General features: G+C 68.5%; 26 protein-coding genes. 5 read left to right on the top strand and 21 right to left on the bottom strand.

Annotated features, from left to right (window positions below; genetic code table 11):
- Position 1: 1 nt before the first annotated feature.
- The 6 genes from STRTUCAR8_RS34320 to STRTUCAR8_RS53585 all read right to left on the bottom strand — a co-directional run bounded on the left by STRTUCAR8_RS34320 (position 2) and on the right by STRTUCAR8_RS53585 (position 5,060).
- Positions 2–1,537, bottom strand: a complete 1,536-nt coding sequence (locus STRTUCAR8_RS34320; protein WP_006380835.1) for a hypothetical protein — start codon at positions 1,535–1,537, stop codon at positions 2–4.
- On the bottom strand, positions 1,521–1,778 hold the full coding sequence (locus STRTUCAR8_RS34315; protein WP_006380837.1) for a hypothetical protein: 258 nt from the start codon (positions 1,776–1,778) through the stop codon (positions 1,521–1,523). Before STRTUCAR8_RS34315 ends, STRTUCAR8_RS34320 begins: the two co-directional genes overlap by 17 nt.
- Entirely contained in the window at positions 1,775–3,067 is a 1,293-nt protein-coding gene (locus STRTUCAR8_RS34310) for a PBSX family phage terminase large subunit (RefSeq protein WP_006380856.1), read from the bottom strand. The genes STRTUCAR8_RS34315 and STRTUCAR8_RS34310 overlap by 4 nt, the downstream gene beginning before the upstream one ends.
- 10 nt (positions 3,068–3,077) lie before the next feature.
- Positions 3,078–3,557: a helix-turn-helix domain-containing protein gene (locus STRTUCAR8_RS34305; RefSeq protein WP_006380809.1), complete on the bottom strand. Its 480-nt coding sequence runs from the start codon at positions 3,555–3,557 to the stop codon at positions 3,078–3,080.
- 118 nt (positions 3,558–3,675) lie between these two features.
- Positions 3,676–4,257, bottom strand: a complete 582-nt coding sequence (locus STRTUCAR8_RS50585) for a hypothetical protein (RefSeq protein ID WP_006380823.1) — start codon at positions 4,255–4,257, stop codon at positions 3,676–3,678.
- A gap of 113 nt (positions 4,258–4,370) precedes the next feature.
- On the bottom strand, positions 4,371–5,060 hold the full coding sequence (locus STRTUCAR8_RS53585) for a hypothetical protein (RefSeq protein WP_199791724.1): 690 nt from the start codon (positions 5,058–5,060) through the stop codon (positions 4,371–4,373).
- Positions 5,061–5,255: 195 nt separating this feature from the next.
- Here STRTUCAR8_RS53585 and STRTUCAR8_RS34285 point away from each other — a divergent pair, with 195 nt between their 5' ends.
- Positions 5,256–5,888 carry a hypothetical protein gene (locus STRTUCAR8_RS34285; RefSeq protein ID WP_044473384.1) on the top strand — a complete coding sequence of 211 codons (633 nt, stop codon included), beginning with the start codon at positions 5,256–5,258 and terminating at the stop codon, positions 5,886–5,888.
- An 18-nt stretch (positions 5,889–5,906) separates the two neighbouring features.
- Here the strand turns inward: STRTUCAR8_RS34285 and STRTUCAR8_RS34280 are convergent, their stop codons facing one another.
- The 5 genes from STRTUCAR8_RS34280 to STRTUCAR8_RS54700 all read right to left on the bottom strand — a co-directional run bounded on the left by STRTUCAR8_RS34280 (position 5,907) and on the right by STRTUCAR8_RS54700 (position 8,462).
- Positions 5,907–6,086, bottom strand: a complete 180-nt coding sequence (locus STRTUCAR8_RS34280) for a hypothetical protein (protein WP_006380830.1) — start codon at positions 6,084–6,086, stop codon at positions 5,907–5,909.
- Between the two features lie 157 nt (positions 6,087–6,243).
- A complete protein-coding gene (locus STRTUCAR8_RS34275) occupies positions 6,244–6,897 on the bottom strand; it encodes a hypothetical protein (RefSeq protein WP_006380812.1) in 654 nt (217 codons plus the stop codon).
- Positions 6,894–7,433, bottom strand: coding sequence for a hypothetical protein (locus tag STRTUCAR8_RS34270; RefSeq protein ID WP_006380855.1), 540 nt, complete (start codon positions 7,431–7,433; stop codon positions 6,894–6,896). Before STRTUCAR8_RS34270 ends, STRTUCAR8_RS34275 begins: the two co-directional genes overlap by 4 nt.
- 7 nt (positions 7,434–7,440) lie before the next feature.
- The gene (locus STRTUCAR8_RS52950; RefSeq protein ID WP_006380858.1) at positions 7,441–7,593 is read right to left on the bottom strand and encodes a hypothetical protein; all 153 of its coding nucleotides are present in this window, start codon (positions 7,591–7,593) and stop codon (positions 7,441–7,443) included.
- An 11-nt stretch (positions 7,594–7,604) separates the two neighbouring features.
- On the bottom strand, positions 7,605–8,462 hold the full coding sequence (locus STRTUCAR8_RS54700) for a DUF2637 domain-containing protein (RefSeq protein WP_006380849.1): 858 nt from the start codon (positions 8,460–8,462) through the stop codon (positions 7,605–7,607).
- Positions 8,463–8,713: 251 nt separating this feature from the next.
- On the opposite strand from STRTUCAR8_RS54700, the gene STRTUCAR8_RS34260 reads away from it, so the two are divergent.
- The 4 genes from STRTUCAR8_RS34260 (at position 8,714) to STRTUCAR8_RS34245 (ending at position 9,974) form a co-directional block, all read left to right on the top strand.
- Positions 8,714–8,899 (top strand): hypothetical protein, encoded by a 186-nt coding sequence (locus STRTUCAR8_RS34260; RefSeq protein ID WP_006380841.1) that lies wholly within the window; start codon positions 8,714–8,716, stop codon positions 8,897–8,899.
- A gap of 56 nt (positions 8,900–8,955) precedes the next feature.
- The gene (locus STRTUCAR8_RS34255; protein ID WP_006380844.1) at positions 8,956–9,345 is read left to right on the top strand and encodes a DUF6233 domain-containing protein; all 390 of its coding nucleotides are present in this window, start codon (positions 8,956–8,958) and stop codon (positions 9,343–9,345) included.
- A gap of 44 nt (positions 9,346–9,389) precedes the next feature.
- On the top strand, positions 9,390–9,614 hold the full coding sequence (locus STRTUCAR8_RS34250; RefSeq protein ID WP_048818870.1) for a hypothetical protein: 225 nt from the start codon (positions 9,390–9,392) through the stop codon (positions 9,612–9,614).
- 129 nt (positions 9,615–9,743) lie between these two features.
- Complete coding sequence (locus tag STRTUCAR8_RS34245; RefSeq protein WP_006380840.1) at positions 9,744–9,974, top strand: hypothetical protein; 231 nt, start codon at positions 9,744–9,746, stop codon at positions 9,972–9,974.
- Positions 9,975–10,105: 131 nt separating this feature from the next.
- On the opposite strand, the gene STRTUCAR8_RS34240 is transcribed toward STRTUCAR8_RS34245, so the two are convergent.
- From STRTUCAR8_RS34240 to STRTUCAR8_RS34200, 10 genes are all read right to left on the bottom strand, one after another.
- Complete coding sequence (locus STRTUCAR8_RS34240; RefSeq protein ID WP_006380829.1) at positions 10,106–10,522, bottom strand: hypothetical protein; 417 nt, start codon at positions 10,520–10,522, stop codon at positions 10,106–10,108.
- Positions 10,523–10,658: 136 nt separating this feature from the next.
- Positions 10,659–11,369 carry a hypothetical protein gene (locus tag STRTUCAR8_RS34235; RefSeq protein WP_006380861.1) on the bottom strand — a complete coding sequence of 237 codons (711 nt, stop codon included), beginning with the start codon at positions 11,367–11,369 and terminating at the stop codon, positions 10,659–10,661.
- An 86-nt stretch (positions 11,370–11,455) separates the two neighbouring features.
- Entirely contained in the window at positions 11,456–11,611 is a 156-nt protein-coding gene (locus STRTUCAR8_RS52945) for a hypothetical protein (RefSeq protein WP_006380850.1), read from the bottom strand.
- 2 nt (positions 11,612–11,613) lie between these two features.
- Positions 11,614–11,979, bottom strand: coding sequence for an HAD family hydrolase (locus STRTUCAR8_RS34230; RefSeq protein WP_044473382.1), 366 nt, complete (start codon positions 11,977–11,979; stop codon positions 11,614–11,616).
- On the bottom strand, positions 11,976–12,221 hold the full coding sequence (locus STRTUCAR8_RS34225; protein WP_006380827.1) for a hypothetical protein: 246 nt from the start codon (positions 12,219–12,221) through the stop codon (positions 11,976–11,978). The genes STRTUCAR8_RS34230 and STRTUCAR8_RS34225 overlap by 4 nt, the downstream gene beginning before the upstream one ends.
- The gene (locus STRTUCAR8_RS34220; protein ID WP_006380847.1) at positions 12,218–13,069 is read right to left on the bottom strand and encodes a hypothetical protein; all 852 of its coding nucleotides are present in this window, start codon (positions 13,067–13,069) and stop codon (positions 12,218–12,220) included. Before STRTUCAR8_RS34220 ends, STRTUCAR8_RS34225 begins: the two co-directional genes overlap by 4 nt.
- Positions 13,066–13,410, bottom strand: coding sequence for a hypothetical protein (locus tag STRTUCAR8_RS34215; RefSeq protein WP_006380815.1), 345 nt, complete (start codon positions 13,408–13,410; stop codon positions 13,066–13,068). The genes STRTUCAR8_RS34220 and STRTUCAR8_RS34215 overlap by 4 nt, the downstream gene beginning before the upstream one ends.
- Positions 13,407–13,586: a hypothetical protein gene (locus tag STRTUCAR8_RS34210; protein ID WP_006380828.1), complete on the bottom strand. Its 180-nt coding sequence runs from the start codon at positions 13,584–13,586 to the stop codon at positions 13,407–13,409. The genes STRTUCAR8_RS34215 and STRTUCAR8_RS34210 overlap by 4 nt, the downstream gene beginning before the upstream one ends.
- Positions 13,583–14,218 carry a hypothetical protein gene (locus STRTUCAR8_RS34205; protein ID WP_006380854.1) on the bottom strand — a complete coding sequence of 212 codons (636 nt, stop codon included), beginning with the start codon at positions 14,216–14,218 and terminating at the stop codon, positions 13,583–13,585. Before STRTUCAR8_RS34205 ends, STRTUCAR8_RS34210 begins: the two co-directional genes overlap by 4 nt.
- Before the next feature lie 68 nt (positions 14,219–14,286).
- On the bottom strand, positions 14,287–14,771 hold a 485-nt coding region (locus tag STRTUCAR8_RS34200), incomplete at its 5' end, for a hypothetical protein (protein WP_006380834.1).

Below are 14,771 nucleotides of genomic sequence, written 5' to 3'. Positions count from 1 at the left end.
ATCACTCCCCGAAGGCGGGTCTGTCCGCGCCGAACGTGAGCGGATCCTCGACCAGGCGGCCGGTCTCCTTCAGGATCCGGCCGACTTCCTCCCGCTGCGCCGTCTCGTCCCAGTCCGGGTGAAGCAGGGCGACCTTCGCCTCGGTCGACGCGGCCTCCGCCTGCTGAAGCAGCGAGGCAGTCTCGGCGAGCGACTTGATGTCGTCCTGCACGCTGTCCTGGAAGATCACCTCCGGGCGCTCGACCTCCACACCGGTGACCCCAGGGAACATCCCGCTGGCCTCCAGCATGAGGATCACCTCGGTGATGTCGGCGATGCCGACCGCTCCGAGCTCCGTCTTCCGCGCGCGGGTGGACATGCTGCGCGCACTGCGGGCCTTGATCTCCGTGGCCGTGACCGCAGGCCCTCCGGAGTCATCGCCGAACGTCCCGCCGCTGTAGCCCGCGTTCCGGATGACCTTGCCGACCAGCTCCTCGATCGTGGCCCGGTGTTCCTCGTGCCGGATCATGAACTGGTTCAGGGTGATCTGCTGATCGCTGGTGGGCGGCACGTTCATCGGGGCGTAGACCTCGCGGTCCTCCCACGTGGCGCCCTGACCCGGGCCGTTGTTCAGGAGGTAGCCGGACGGGACGATGATCCTCGACTTGGCGAGGCGGATGTCCCGCATCCAGCTGGAGTACGTCTCGTCGATCGAGGAGAGGAAGCCTTCGGCGCCCTGGTAGTCCGAGGCGCCGAGGCCGACCGCTCCGGGCAGGTCCCGCCAATCCCCGGCGATCATGGTGTTGGGGATGTACGTGCAGGCGAGCTTCTTGCCGATCGGCAGGACTCGGGACGGGAGAAGGTTCTCCGTCTGAGACTGCGACTTCAGGCCGATCGGCTTGCCGAGGTTGTCCTCGCTGCCCTCGTACACCTCGTGGAGGATCAGCCCGGGCTCATGGCGCTCAACGTGCCGGATGACCTTCTGGCCGTCGACTCCGAGGACTCTCCAGAGGGTGACCGCGCGCAGCTTGTCGCCGTACGCGAACTCTGGGGCGGCGCCGTCCGCGTGGACGAGGGAGGCCCATGGGCGGTCGGAGACCTCGTCATCCCAAACAACGCGCAGGTAGGAGCCTCCGAGGGCTGCGCAGATCTCCCCGGACGCGATGAGGGTCCGCTTCATGCCTGCGTCCATGAGGTCTTCGAGTCGCTGCTGAGTGTCCTTGTTCTGGGCTTTCAGCGTGGGTGGCTCGGAGTACAGCAGGTCGCTGCTCGTTCGGGCGATGTCCTTCGCGAGCGGCATGTGCAGGCTCGCGCGCTTCTCGCCGAACGGAGTGGGCTCACCCCAGAACCAGCGGGCTACGCGGCCGACCATGCCGCCGCGGTACTGCGAAGGCCGGTTCTCCGGGGCGCCGAAGCGAGCGTTGTCGCGGTGCCGGTTGCGGTACCGGTACGACAGCCGATCGGGGTTCGCGGCGTACCAGGCGGACCAGTCGGCCATGTCGGCCTGGACCGACGGGTCGATGGGAGGCCAGCGGGTGCCCTTAGCGGGGAGCGGCATCGGGCACCTCCTCCTTGGGCTGCGGGCCCTGCTTCGTCCAGGACCGGAAGTTCCGGGCGTACACCCAGCCGTAGGCCCCGGCGGAGGCGAGGAAGCCGTATTGGCTGGTCGTCAGGGCGTAGGCAATCCAGAGGACTTGAGCACCGAGGCCGATCGCCCATCCGAGGGCGCGGCGCCGGCCAGCGAAGTACAGCCCGGTGACGCCGACTGCAGTGAGGATCCACGACCACCAGGCGATCACGCTGCTACCTCCAGGTTCGCGCGGACCAGCTGCCGCCAGTCGTGCGCCGTGGAGTGGAGGCCGTACCGGAGCGCGTCCACTGAGTGGTCGTCGGTCTTCAGTGGCTTGTCCTCGCCGGCGGCGGCAGCCTTCTCGTCCCAGGCGTACGAGGGGAGCTCGGTGAGCAAGCCTGCGCAGGAGCGATGGACGTACAGCAGGTCGGAGCCGAGGGCCACGGAGACGCTGCGGATGCCGTCCTTGACCTCGTTGTTGGCCTTCGCGACGCCCTGGACGCCGTCGGACCAGAGCTGCGTCATGAAGCTCGCGGCGCTCGGGTCCACGAAGATCCACTGAGGCTGGACGCCTTCGCCACCGCGGTGCTTGTACGTGCCGAGCCACTGCCGTACAGCGAGGCTGTACTGGGCGTCGGTCAGCTGACGTCGCTCCGCGCGGGAGTCGTGCCGGTACTCGGAGGCGACGTACAGCCGGTCGTCCGTCCCGATCCCGATCAACAACGCCGAGAACGGGTTGATCGTGCCGTAGTCCAGGCCCACGCACATCCAGTGCCGGATGTCTGGAAGCGAGTCGACGACGTGCTTGGCCTCGTCGAACATGTCGTAGACGACACCCTCGGCCAGGCACCATTCGCCGAGGACGAACCGCCGGTAGAACAGCCCCTGATATTCGATCTTGAGGTTGGCGACGTAGGCCGGCGGCAGGTACGGGTTGTCGTGCAGGCTGAAAGAGAACCGGTGTAGGTCGAGAGCCTTCGGGTCCTCGGACGCCACCTCGGTACCGTCACGCCGTACGTGCAGGCGCGCGCGGTCCAGGAACTTCTTCTTCAACCAGTGGTTTGGACCCTCAGGGTTCGTGGTGCCGAACCACTGGGCGCCCTCGACGCTGAGGCGGGTGCCGAGCATCGAGAAGAAAGTCTCGGGGAACGTGGTGACCTCGTCGCAGTACGCGCCTGCGAGCGTGAGCCCCTTGATCTTGTCGGCGGCCCGCTCGTCGTTCGCGCCGGCGACGTAGATGGTGCGGCCGAAGATGACGACCTCGCCCGCGCCGGCCTTGAACTTGCACCGCTTCACGCCGACCATCTGCACGATGACGTCGATGATGTTGCGCTTCAGGGTGCGCTCGGTCTTCCCGACCATGAGCAGGGCGCCCGGGGGGCCGGTGCGGATGTAGCGCAGCCACACCATGATCGAGCTGATCGTCTTGGAGGAGCGGACTGCGCCTTCCCACAGGTTCCCGCGGGCGGTGGCGAGCTGGGTGGAGCGGAGCTGCTTGCCCACGAGGGCGTCGTACATGCCCGCCCCCTCAGCTGCCGCCCATCATCCCCTTCAGCCAGGCGTCGACCGCGGCCAGGCCCTCGGTGTCCTGCTCGGCCGGGGCGAGCTTCAAAGACCGGTCCAGCGCGGTCGCGACGACGCCCATCAGGGCCCGCTTGTCGGCTGGCGTCGGCTCCGGGGCCTCGTAGGTGTCGAAGTCGTGGTCCTTGCCGCCCCAGTCGAAGTAGGTGTGGGGTTTGTCGAGCTTCTCCAGCTCGCGTTCGGCGACGTCCTGGAGGCGCTGGGCGGTGGCGGCACGGCGGTCGGCGAGATCTGCGCTGCGGATCTCGGTGGCCTGCCGGACCTCGGCCGCCCGACCGAAGGAGAGTCCCAGGCCCTGGGCGATGTCGCTGATGGTGCGACCGCCGCGTCCGAGAATCTTGGCGATCTCGTTGCGGCCCTTGCCCTCGGCGTGGAGTTCGCGGACGCGTTGGCGTTCGGCTTCGGTGACTGGCTTGGCGGTGCCCATGGTGGGTCACCCCCCTGGACATGGCGAAGGCCCGCACTGTGGGCGGGCCTTCGTGGGTGCGCGCGATGGCGCCATCTATGAGTTTGTGTGTCCGGGCACGCCGGACTTGGAAGAGACTCTACGCCGTGTGATCGGTTTCCGCCCACCTGCGACTCGCGTCACAAAGGGTGGGCAAGGACGGCGGTGGCGCCCCGTGCTCTTGCCGTACGGCTGCGACGTGCTGTTGAAGGGCGGCGCCAGGGTAGAAGTACTCGCTGCGCGGACCGCTCCGCAGCGCAGTGAACTGGTTGTGCCGCTGTGTCTCCAGGGTGCGGTCGCCGGGCTCCAGCGCCAGGATCTCGTCCGGCATCAGCTCGGTCATGCGGTGCCTGATACGGACCGTCGTACCGATCTTGATCAGGGTGCCCCGGCGAATGTAGTAGACCACCGCCTCGTGCTTCTTCCAGCCCGTCTCTACGGCAGCGAATCGCACTGGAGTCGTCGTAGCGGTGAACCGGTGGCGACCGAGCTTGACCGCCGTCTCGATCGTCTCGGCGGTCAGCTCTACGCCTGCCGAGCGCATGTCCGCGAGGACTTCAGCGATGTGATTGAAGGCGGGATCGCCCACGTCGACCATGCGTGAGAGTCGGGCATTTCCCTCGCCATGGTCGTGGATCGGGTTGAGGCACTTCCCGAGCTGGGCACAGATATCCTCGTACACGTCGGCACTCCTTCGAAGTGTCGGCCATGCCCCGGGGGTGTTACAGCACCCGCCGGGGTCTCTGTTTGCTTGTGCCCCAATTCTCCCATAGGGCACTGGCAGTTGGCCCTGCGTCAGACCTTGCAGAAGCCGGATGACTTGAGGGCGGCGTTGATCTTCGCGCCCTGTGCTTCGGTCGTGGTCACGTCCTTGTACGTGAAGCGCTGCGACGCGAGCCAGTCGATCCGGTTCACGCCCGTGTCGTTCAGCGCGGAGCACTGGTTGCGGGCGGCGTCGACTGCCTTGTCCTCGTACCGGACGACGTCGGGGGCCGCCGCGGCCAGGGTGTCGAGGAGGTCTTGCCGCTTCTTGCCAGTCGGCCTCTCGGGGATGCCCGCTGCTTTCCGAGCCGAGCTGTAGTCCGGCGCCGGCTCTTTGTCTGGGCAGGAGCGGTCCTTGTTGATTGAGAAGTCAGAGCCGCCCTCATTCAGGCCGGTGACGGCCGCGCCCATGTTGCCGACTGCGTAGCGGCCGTTCGCCAACCGGTTATCTACGGAGGCTGTCCCCCCTGTCGAACAGTTGATGATCACCCAGTAGCCGGCCTCGACGCTTAGGTCGTTGGTCACGGAGTCGAAAACGCCACGGAGATCTTTGGTGGTGTTGACCTCGACGGTCAGGTTCCGGGTCTTGCCGCGAGCTTCCTGCTTGACGATCTTGTATGGCGGTGCCGCGGCCTTGCTGTCACCGCTGTCGGTGTCACTGGAGCAGGCGGTGAGGCTGAGCGCCGCGACGGCAGCGATGGTGGCGAGGTGAAGGATGCGCATGGTTCCCCCTGGACGCGGTGGCTGAGGGGGCATCATTGCGGCCGCTGTGAGGCTGCTGTGTGGTTGTGTCCGTTCTGTGACGCTGAGTTCGCCCGTGACGGGCGTCAAGACCGTCGTGACGGGCGCGTGTAGGAACCAGGACGGCACGGTGGGGCGTCTGCTTGACGACACCGAGCACAGAGTGAGGAGTGTGGCGTGGGCCCGTTGCAGTGGGGCGACGTTCCGACGGCCGTAGCGGCAGTGTTCGCGGGTGGCGCGGCCTGGTTTGCCTACCAGACGATCAAGAGTCAGCGACAGCAGATCGGCGAGCAGCGGCAGTTCATCGGGGAGCAACTGGGGTTCATGGCTGAGCAGCGGCAGAACTTGGAGTTGGAGCGAGTCGAGCTTCGCGCGGCTGCCGAGGACCGCAGGTGGGCGCAGGCCCGGCAGGTTCGCATGTATCCCAATAAGGCCGGGTGGGAGCCTGACGGGCGTGGCGGCGGCATTGCTACAAACGATCACTGGGTGGTGACTGTCGACAACAACAGTGACGCCCCCATTCATCAGGTTGACGTCAGGTTTGGCACTGCGTACCGAGCGGCCGAGGCGTGCGAGTGGCCCGTGAATAGACGCTACGGGGACCGTGCCGTTTCCCCTGGTGAGCCCTTGCCTCGTCCCGTGTTTCTGTTGGGTCCGGCGAAGGGCGCTCGCTTTACGTCACCGGTCTGGTCTGCAGCTACGGCTCACAACAATCGGCCGACGCTGTTCTTCATGGACGACAGCGGCGTGCAGTGGTCGCTCGACTCTGACGGGAAGTTGGAGGAAACGCCTGCCGATGGCACGTCATAACGGCTATGGCATGACGGGTCAGTCGTCGTTCTCGCTGAGATCGGCCTCGACCATCTTGATCTTGCCGGTGGTCGACAGCTCGGCGCGGAGATGGCGGTCGCTGGGGACGCCGGCCTTGCGCGCGTCCTCGACGAAGGCCGCGAGCTCGTCGAGCGTCATGTTCTTGTCTGCGCCGGTGGCCCGGATCGAGGTTGGCATGGGGCCAGGATGACGTACGAGGGCCCCGCCGCGAGGGGGTTCGCGACAGGGCCCGGGCGTCAGTTGCAGGGGAAGTGGCCGGCGGGGAAGAACCCGCCGCAGGGCGCGCAGTAGTACGTCGCGTGGTCGATGCCGAGGGCGGCGACGAGGCGTCGGATCATGCTTCTTTCACCTGCTCATTGCCGGAGTGGCCGAAGGGCCGATTCTTGATCTTGTGGATCGTCAAGCCGGTGTCTGTGCGATCTACACGCAACCCCTCTTCCGGTCGCCCCCCGTCACCGTTGTTGCCGTTGTTGTTGCCGCCTGACCTGCAACAACAACCGCCCCCGTGGGGGTCGACGGCGGGGGAAGATACGGGCGGGATGGCTTCAGCGCGTACAGCCGGCCCATTCCCCTCTCGCGTACGGCTCGCCTTCCAGGGGATGCCCTCGGCCTCCAGGAGAGCCTTCACTGCCTTCGTGTCGGGGAGCTTCAGGTCGTCGCGGAGGACGGTGAGGAGGACGCCCTTGTCGTCGCCGACGAGACGGTGCAGCGCCTCCACGACGTCCGGCTGCGCAGCCTCTTCCTCGTCTCCGGCGATGTCGCTGCGTCCTTCGCGCCAGGCCTGGAGCTTCTGCCAGCCCAGCGTGCCGAGGATCCCGACGATGACGTAGGCCACCTCCGGGAACACGACCACGATGCGCCAAGCGACCAGGATGCCGACCACAACCAGAGCCACGAGGGAGCCGCGACCGCTCGGCTCATCGCCCTCCCCCGCCTCTTCCTCGGTCTGTTCCTCGAGGGGCTCGTCGTCCTCCGGGCGGCGCTTCACAGGATCCCTGCCACGTAGTCGCCGACCCACGACACGGTCGGCGCGACGATGAAGCCGACAACCCCGGCGATGCTCGATGCGAGGCCGAGGCTGATTCCGGCGAGGATCTGCCGGATGTAGTCCCAGCGGAAGCCTCGCTTGGTGCAGACCGCGATGGTGACGACGGTGATGACGATGATCGCGGCGTGCCCGCCGGGGGTGAGCGCGAGTTGGCTGGACCTCGTCACGTTCGGGGTTGATGCACCGAGGCCGTAGATGAGGACGACGCGGCCGACCTGGTTCGTGCCCCACAGGGACCAGTCGGCGATGGCGCCGATGATCCCGCCGACGGACAGAACAAGCAGCGCTCCGTACGCCAGGCACAGCAGGTGAGGCAGCAGAGCCTGGAGAGCCCTCAGGGAGAACCGCTTCTTGTGGCTGGTCCACCAGCGGGTGAAGTCCCAGGCGAAGAGGGAGAGCCCGGTGGTGACGCCGCCGAGGGAGACGAGTCCGTAGGTGGGGATGCCCAGTGGGGTCATCGGGATGTCGAACGGCATGAGGTCCTCAGTGGAGGATGGCGACGCCGAGCGCCGCGAGAGTGAGGATGAGTGCGACCGTGCCCGTGATCGGGGGGACGTCGCGGAGGGCCAGCCAGGCCAGACCGGCGAGCGCGAGGAGCGCGCACGCAGCACAGAACACGCCGAACACGGCGGTCACGGCAGCGTGGGCTACGCGCCGATGGCGAACGGGGCGGGCGGCAGCTGGGCGAGGTGCTTCTCGTGGGCCTCGACCTCGGTGCGCAGGGTGCCGCGGATGATGCCGTCGGACGGTGCCTCGTAGCCGGCGGCGACCAGGGCGTCGCGCATCGCCTTCGTGCCCGGCCGGGTGGGCGGCACCGTGTCGTACAGCGGTCGGATCACAGCGCAGCGAGGGTCGCTATACGTGATCGTGCGCGGGGGCGCGGGCGCGATTGCGGGTGCGGCCGGGCGGGCCACGATCGGCAGGAGACGCACACTCGCGGGCACGGCCTGCGTCCACGGGGCGGAGGCGGCCGGGAGCGCGGGTGCCTCGGTGGGCACGGGCGGGATGACCGGAGCCGTCGCGGGCGCCACCGGGGCGCTGACGGGCGTCACGATGCGCGGCTGGGCCAGCGCGCGGTACACCTGGCTCATCAACGCGCCGAACGCCAGCAGAGAGGCGACGGGCGGGACGGCAGCGACCACGTAGTCGAGGACCTCGGCGCCCGGGCCAACGCCCGCGATGTTCAGTGCGATCGATCCGCCGGCGCCGAACACCACCAGTCCGATCGCCCACCAGTCGACGCGGCGGGCGAGAGCAGCGCGGAGGATGAGGACTTCGCCCGCGGCGTAGAAGAGGTCGAGGGTGGCAGGCCAGGCCCAGGCGCGGATCGGGTCGTCAGCGAAGCCGTGACGGGCGCCGACGTCGTGGAGGTGCTCGTAGGAGAGCCAGAGGGAGACGCCCGTCAGCAGGAAGATCAGGGCTGCTGCGGTGATGGCGAGGGCCATGACGCCGCGCGGGTGGATGGTGCTGGGATGGGTGGGCGCACTAGGGTGCAGCTCAGCCATAGGAGGTCACTCTCCTGTGGTCAGAGCCCTGGCGGGAGAGTTCGAGTCTCCGTGCTGGGGCTCGTTCATTTGGAGGTGACGCCCTACGGGGGGCATCTGCCGCCTTGACGGTACCGCGCGGGGCGCGGGTGGTGCTACAGGGTCAACGAGGCGCGGCGCCGACGGGCGTCATGACGGGCGCTTAGGATCCGGGCGGGGCTGACATCCCGGATGAATTGATCGAGCTGGAACGTTCCTCTGAAGGGGAGCGGGTGAAGCTCGCTGGCCTCGCTGGCGCGGAGTACGAGGCGCAGTGGAGGAAGTGGTGGGGCGCGGCGGAGGTCTTCCAGGCTGCGGTGACCGAGTGCGCGGCGCGTGGCGATGTGGGCATGTCGCGGTATGAGCTGGAGCAGGCGGCGAAGAAGGCTGTGCGGCATCCCGAGGGGCTGGCCGCGTAGTCCTGCGTTCGGTTCTCGGCTCGACGGGGCGGGGGTCGGATGCTTGAATCGAACATATGAACGAGCTGCCTCCGGATCCCCCGCGCCTCCGCGCGATCCTGGCGCACCTCGACCAGCAGCTCGCCCAGAGCGAGACGATCGCCACCTACCTGCGACTCCAGCGCGACGCCGTACACCGCGCCCTCACCAAGACCGAGCACGCAGCCAGCCCGCAGCAACGCCGCCAGCCGCCCGCGAAGCCGAAAAGCGAGTACGTCTCCGAGCGGGAGATCCACAAAGGGCACCCGCTCGGCTGCACCATCCACGTCGGCGGCTGCGGCATGGTGGCGCGGCCCGTCACCGGACTCACTGCCGAGGAAGCCCGTAGAGCGCTCACCAGGGACGCGCAGTTCTTCCACCCCTGCGAGCTCTGCCGGCCGGACACCGCCTTGGGAATCCTCGAATGACTGGCCAGAGTGCGGGTGCGTACTGCCCGGATGATCCTGAGGGCATGGCCGGACCGATTCGCGTGGTCGTGCATCTGCCGTCACCGACGGGTGGCCGACGAGTGCGAGTGGACGGCGAGATCCTCGGCCTGGCGCACAGCGTCTCCGATGTCGCCGAGTTCCTGCGGCGGGCCGGACTCGAGGTCGATGCGGCCGAGGTAGCGGAGGTGGCGTGGATCGACTGGCGTGGGGGCGGCCCGGAGCAGTGGGCCTCGGAGTCGAACGACTGATCTATCCACATAGGTCAGCGTGGCCCCTGACCTGGACTCCTGTGGATCAACAAGAGGGTTATCCACAGGCCCGCACGGGGCGCTCACGGTCGCCGTACGGTACCGCTCCTGCCGACACAGGAGCATGCGATGACCTACCGAATCGACCTGTCCATCCGCGCGGAAGACGCCCTCGACGGGTTGGCCGACGAGGGCCGACGCGAAGTCATGGAGACGATCGCGTCGGCCTTGATCCGCCGGGACAGTTGGCCGGCTCCGGGTGGGTGGGACGCGGCCCTGTGGTTCGGGCCGCAGTCCTGGATCGTCTTCTCTGCCTACCCGGATGGCATCGACGTGCTGGAGGTCGGCTGGGTTGGGTGACGCCCGTCAGAACTCGTCATCTCCAGGCTGCTCAACATGAGGGGCAGTTGCGGCGCGGTCAGCATGGCGTAGGCCTCGGCGAGGTCGCGGAGAGCGGCGACCTGGTCGGGGAACTTTAGGCCTGGGGCCCGTTACCCGGCGATGGTGGAGTTCGTCCACCCAGCGACCTGGTGGAGAGGGCCCCGCCAGAGCCCCACCTTGCTGGTCGTGCTGCCCGAGATGAAGGTCGCGTCCTTCAGGTGGATGTATCGAACTGGGATCGCCTCATCCTCGACCTCATCGGTTGCCGTCTCTTCGAGGACCCTGGCGATCACCCCTCCAACCCACTCGTTGGCCTGACTGACCTGCTCCTTCCAGAGGGCTTCCCACACCTTGTGCGTGACCAAATGGCCGGTAACCAACCCTCCACTGATGTTGAGGGAGACGCCGATGCTGCTGTTCTCGCCCACCTTCTCCAGGAGGGTAGTCATCAAGACCAAGTAGTAGTCGGCGGTCGGCGCGATCGCCTCCGCGGACTCCTTGGCCTTGATCTCCGCAGGGTTGCTCATGGTTCCTCCGTGCGTGTGAGGCGTTCCTGAGGCTTGTGAGGCTATCCGCTGGCACTGACAGTGACTGGTGTTCAAAGAGTCGCGCGGCGGCGTCGTTCGTGCAGATAGCGTCGAGTAACTCGGCCTTCGCTGAGGTTCAGCAAGTCGCCCGATCCGCCGAGTCCTCGCCGGTCCATTTCCGTCCGCAGCCGCGGCACTTCACGGCGGGGTCCTGGCCGTCGCCGCCCTCGATGCGCAGCACCCCGCGGCAGTGCGGGCAGGGCCGGTCCAGGACTTGGGTGCGGCGGGTCATCTCCAGCGCCTGGTCGACCTGCTCGGCAGCCTGTGCGGCGGCGCTCTCGATGTCGGTGTGCTGGAGGCCGGACAGCTTCCGGAACGGGCCGGGCGCGTCCTCGTAGCGGGCGAGGAGCCAGGCTGCGGCGTACGGCGCCGCGCGGAGGCGCGGGTTGGTCCACGACCAGCGTCGCTCGTCGACCTCGTCCTTCAGGATCAGCGTCTTCAGTTGGAGGGCGATGTCGTCGCCGGGGCCGGCCGACCGGACCTGGAGGTTCAGGCGGGGCCGCTGGACCGAGGAGGCGATCTGGTCGGCGACGTCGACGAGCTGCTGGTCGAGGCTGGCCATGGTGTCGAGGATGGCGATGCGGAGGGGTGCTGCGGTGGCGCCGAGCTGCTCGGGGGAGCGCTCGAGGGCGCGGAGCTCCACGGCTGCTTCGTCGGCGCGGAGGTGTTCGTGGAGGCGGGCGATGCCCATGACGGGGGGCCAGGTGTCGGCCTGGTTGGTGCCGAGGGCGGCCTGGAGGTCGGTCCAGTGGTTGATGAGGTGGTGGAGGTGGTTGGCGGTGGTCATCGTGACTCCTGGGGTTCTCGGGTTACGGTGATCACTGCCGGGGCGCGCTGGTCTGGCGAGACGTGAAGCGCGCCCCTTCCGCATGCTCAGTCGTCGCCGAAGATCACGGTGGCGAGGCCGAACCAGGTGAGGACGGCGGCGATGACGCCGACGATCCCGGCGACTCCGCTGTCGGCAGTCAGGCCGTACGTGACACCTCCGGAGATGCCCCCGAGAGCCAGGCCGAGGAGGAAGAGCGGCATGGTCAGCCCCTCTCGGGGAGTAGGACGGCGAGGGCCTGGTCCCAGTCGGCGAAGCGGACGGCCCGGTCGTCGAGGTAGGCGGTCGCGGGGAGCTTCCGGTTCGTGACGAGGAGGCGATCTCTGTCGTTCCAGAACTCGCAGGTGGCCTCGCCGGGCGGCTCCCACGTGATGTTGAACTCGCCGCGTTCGAACAGCCAGTCCGCCACCTGCTCGGTGTTCCGGCTGGTGTGGATGAACACGGCGTCCTGGTCCATGAGGGCGCGGAGTCCGTCGAGGGCTCCGGGCAGGGGCGGGTCGTAGATCGTCCCGTCGCACCAGCCGAGGCTGTAGGCGTGGATCACGCCGTCGAAGTCCACTGCGATCGTCATGAGGTCTGCCGTCTCCTGTGCTCGATGATCTGCGCGGTCTGGTCGAGGCGTTGGGCGTGGCGGTGCAGTTCCCAGCCGGGGCAGCGGATCACCTTCACGTCCGGTCCGAGGCCTCGGAGGTGCTCCGGGATGTCGGCGTACTGGACGTCGGGGTCGGTGGGTGAGAGTCCGCTGTTGTAGCACCAGGCGTTGAAGCGGGGCTGGTCTGCGGCGAGGACGACGAGGATGGGACGCCCCGTCATGACGGGCCCTCGCCCTCGCTGATGACCGCCTGCCGGAGTTCGAGGAGGCGCTTGTCCCACCAGCGGGCGATGGGCGTCCCGAGGGGCGGCGGTCCGGCCTTAAGCCAGTGCTCGTACAGGTCGATGACGCGCTGTACGTCGGCTTCAACCTGGCGGTGGATGCCGTTGCTGAGGCCCGTCGCGACGGGGGTTCCGGCAGTCGTCATCGCTTCGGCCGCGCTGGTGACCTGATCGTCGAGGGCTGCGTGCACTGCGTCGAGTGCTTGGTCCCATCCCTCGTCTTGCGCGTTGGCCAGAGTGTTGTGGGCCGAGCGGCTCGGAGCCTTCTTGATCGCACGTACGCGGCCGATGGCGGCCTGTGCTTGCTCCAACTCGGGCACGAGGGCCTTCACGTGCCGCAGGTTCCCGGCGGCGACGGCGCGCGCGGTGTCGGCCTCGCGCATCTCCGTTTCGACGTGGTGGCGCAGCGTCCGGGCCTCGTCCTCGGGCAGGGAGCCACCGCGCTGAAGACGGGTGAGGAGGACGAGTAGGGACCCGCGGCGTGTCCACTTCAGTGTTTGCTCCTCGGCGGCGGCCGGGCCAGGCTCCGGGTGGGGTGGGAGCTTGCCGTCGATGTAGGCCTGGCCGATCGCGGCCGATAGCCGCTGGACCATCGTCTCCATGGAGCCCTCGGCCGTACCGCCGTCGATGATCTCCACGCCAGCGGCGAGGCCGGAGAGCATGCCGGAGAAGAACATCTGGGCGGGCATAGGAGAGTTCGCGGTCAGGCTCTTGGCCTCGTCGATCAGGGCCTTGATGTGCGTCCGGACGCGGTCGTTCGGGGTCCGGGCGGGCGGGATCCGGCTCACGTGCTGCTCCAGGGCTCGTTGGCGAGGTCTGAGGTGAAGCGGTGGAACAGGTTCGTGCACCGCCGGCCGTGCGCTTCACCCTCGCTGTGGTCGGCGAGCGCGCAGCACGGGTTCAACGGGGCAGGCTGCTCCCCGAGTACGTACGCCTCCTCCCACGCCTCCTCGGCGAGCGTCCGGTGGTGGGCGCGGTAGTAGGAGCGGGCGAACCAGGCGAGCACGGCGGTGACGTACAGGGTGGCGAGGGCGGCGTACGGGAGGGCGGGGGCGAGGTAGGCGCTGGTGGCCGCTGTTGTGGCCGCGCCCAGGGTGAGGGCGCGGGCGGTGCGGCGGTGGGCGGTCACCGGCTGAACACCCGTCGGGCGAAGCGTCGGGCGCGGATCGGGCCGTACGCCCAGCCCGGGCGCCGGGCACGCCGCCGGAGGGCGCGGCCGATGGGCGGGAAGTCTTCGCCGTGGTGGCCGCAGAGCAGGGCGCTGATGGCGATGACGAGGGTGATGTACGGGATGACGCCCGTCATGACGGCTGGCCGGGGTCGTGCTGGCGGGCCTCGGCCGCGAGCCACTTCGGCCAGCCTGCGGGGTCGCCGGTGAAGTGCCGGCCGACGCTGTCCATCGGAACGCGGGCGTCGCCCTGCATCCACCAGCCCTTGACGTAGGCGTGGATGCGGCCGAGCTGACCATCCGAGGCCGCGCGGTAGGTGAGCGTGATCTCGCGCGGTCGGATGGTGCGGGTCTCGTTGTACTCGTCCGGTACGTCGGGTCGGCCGCGTACGGCGTAGACGATGGAGATGGCGATCGGGACGTCCAAGGTGGCTTTGTCGAGGGCCTGTTGGGACGGCCAGGTGGCGGTCGGGATGGCGGGGTCGCTGACCATGCGGAGGAGTTCGCTGGCGGCTCGGGTGACGCCCTCGGCGGTGCGCTGGCCAGCGTCCTCGTAGACGGTCGGGAAGAGTGTGGTGCGGAGGTGTTCGGATGCAGCGGCGAGGGTGGCGCCGCGGAGTTCAGCGCGCTCCTGGGCCCTGGCCTCGCGGATCTTCTGTTCCAGCGGGGCGATAGCGGCGCGGGTCTTGGCGGTGGTGTCCTCCTCGTCGGGGAGGTTGCAGGCGACGTAGCCGAGGAGGCCGTCGAGGGCGGCGGGGCGTTCGGGCATCGGTGCTCCTGGGTGGTGGGATGGCGGGGTGCCGGCCGCCCGCACTGCTCGCGGGCGGCCGGGCCCGGTCAGACGTGGCGGAAGGTGATCTCGGCGAGTTCGGCGCGCGCCTCGGCGATGGTTTTGCGGCCGTTGGCGAGGTCGCCGATGAGGCCGACGGCGTGGTACTCGCCTTCGTCGGTGGCGTCGCTGAGTCGTGCGGCGATCTCGGAGATCAGCTCCAGAACGTCGCTGTCGGAGTCGGTCTCCTCGTCGTCCTCGGGCTCGTCGTCCTCGTCCTGGTCGTCGTAGAGCGTGCTGGTGCCGCAGCCGCAGGCCTCAGCGAAGGTGCAGGTACACACGGTCTCGCCTGGGCTGACGGGCTGTGACGGGTCGTCAAGGGCCGCGAGGACGGCTGACGGCCACAGAGTGTCGGCGTCGGTCGGCTGGCCATCTGTGCCCGGCGCCTGAGCGGCCTCGGCGAGTGCACGAACGCTGGCGATCACGGCCTCGCGCTGGTCGAGGTCGCACACGTCCTGCGGGTGCTCGATGAGCGCGTCCAACTGCCTGCGGA

This window comes from Streptomyces turgidiscabies Car8, assembly GCF_000331005.1.
Classification (GTDB): domain Bacteria; phylum Actinomycetota; class Actinomycetes; order Streptomycetales; family Streptomycetaceae; genus Streptomyces; species Streptomyces turgidiscabies.
The sequence above is the reverse complement of the archived record's forward strand: the minus strand, read 5'-3'. Positions and strand labels throughout refer to the sequence as shown.

What these genes read in the sequence shown, in the direction of transcription:
- STRTUCAR8_RS34305 (WP_006380809.1), bottom strand. Translation starts at nt 3,557, where the DNA reads ATGGGCACCGCCAAGCCAGTCACCGAAGCCGAACGCCAACGCGTCCGC.
- STRTUCAR8_RS34205 (WP_006380854.1), bottom strand. Translation starts at nt 14,218, where the DNA reads ATGCCCGAACGCCCCGCCGCCCTCGACGGCCTCCTCGGCTACGTCGCC.
- STRTUCAR8_RS34245 (WP_006380840.1), top strand. Translation starts at nt 9,744, where the DNA reads ATGACCTACCGAATCGACCTGTCCATCCGCGCGGAAGACGCCCTCGAC.
- STRTUCAR8_RS54700 (WP_006380849.1), bottom strand. Translation starts at nt 8,462, where the DNA reads ATGGCTGAGCTGCACCCTAGTGCGCCCACCCATCCCAGCACCATCCAC.
- STRTUCAR8_RS53585 (WP_199791724.1), bottom strand. Translation starts at nt 5,060, where the DNA reads ATGCGCATCCTTCACCTCGCCACCATCGCTGCCGTCGCGGCGCTCAGC.
- STRTUCAR8_RS34240 (WP_006380829.1), bottom strand. Translation starts at nt 10,522, where the DNA reads ATGAGCAACCCTGCGGAGATCAAGGCCAAGGAGTCCGCGGAGGCGATC.
- STRTUCAR8_RS34225 (WP_006380827.1), bottom strand. Translation starts at nt 12,221, where the DNA reads ATGACGGGGCGTCCCATCCTCGTCGTCCTCGCCGCAGACCAGCCCCGC.
- STRTUCAR8_RS34280 (WP_006380830.1), bottom strand. Translation starts at nt 6,086, where the DNA reads ATGCCAACCTCGATCCGGGCCACCGGCGCAGACAAGAACATGACGCTC.
- STRTUCAR8_RS34310 (WP_006380856.1), bottom strand. Translation starts at nt 3,067, where the DNA reads ATGTACGACGCCCTCGTGGGCAAGCAGCTCCGCTCCACCCAGCTCGCC.
- STRTUCAR8_RS34210 (WP_006380828.1), bottom strand. Translation starts at nt 13,586, where the DNA reads ATGACGGGCGTCATCCCGTACATCACCCTCGTCATCGCCATCAGCGCC.
- STRTUCAR8_RS34250 (WP_048818870.1), top strand. Translation starts at nt 9,390, where the DNA reads ATGGCCGGACCGATTCGCGTGGTCGTGCATCTGCCGTCACCGACGGGT.
- STRTUCAR8_RS34320 (WP_006380835.1), bottom strand. Translation starts at nt 1,537, where the DNA reads ATGCCGCTCCCCGCTAAGGGCACCCGCTGGCCTCCCATCGACCCGTCG.
- STRTUCAR8_RS34235 (WP_006380861.1), bottom strand. Translation starts at nt 11,369, where the DNA reads ATGACCACCGCCAACCACCTCCACCACCTCATCAACCACTGGACCGAC.
- STRTUCAR8_RS52945 (WP_006380850.1), bottom strand. Translation starts at nt 11,611, where the DNA reads ATGCCGCTCTTCCTCCTCGGCCTGGCTCTCGGGGGCATCTCCGGAGGT.
- STRTUCAR8_RS34255 (WP_006380844.1), top strand. Translation starts at nt 8,956, where the DNA reads ATGAACGAGCTGCCTCCGGATCCCCCGCGCCTCCGCGCGATCCTGGCG.
- STRTUCAR8_RS34230 (WP_044473382.1), bottom strand. Translation starts at nt 11,979, where the DNA reads ATGACGATCGCAGTGGACTTCGACGGCGTGATCCACGCCTACAGCCTC.
- STRTUCAR8_RS34270 (WP_006380855.1), bottom strand. Translation starts at nt 7,433, where the DNA reads ATGCCGTTCGACATCCCGATGACCCCACTGGGCATCCCCACCTACGGA.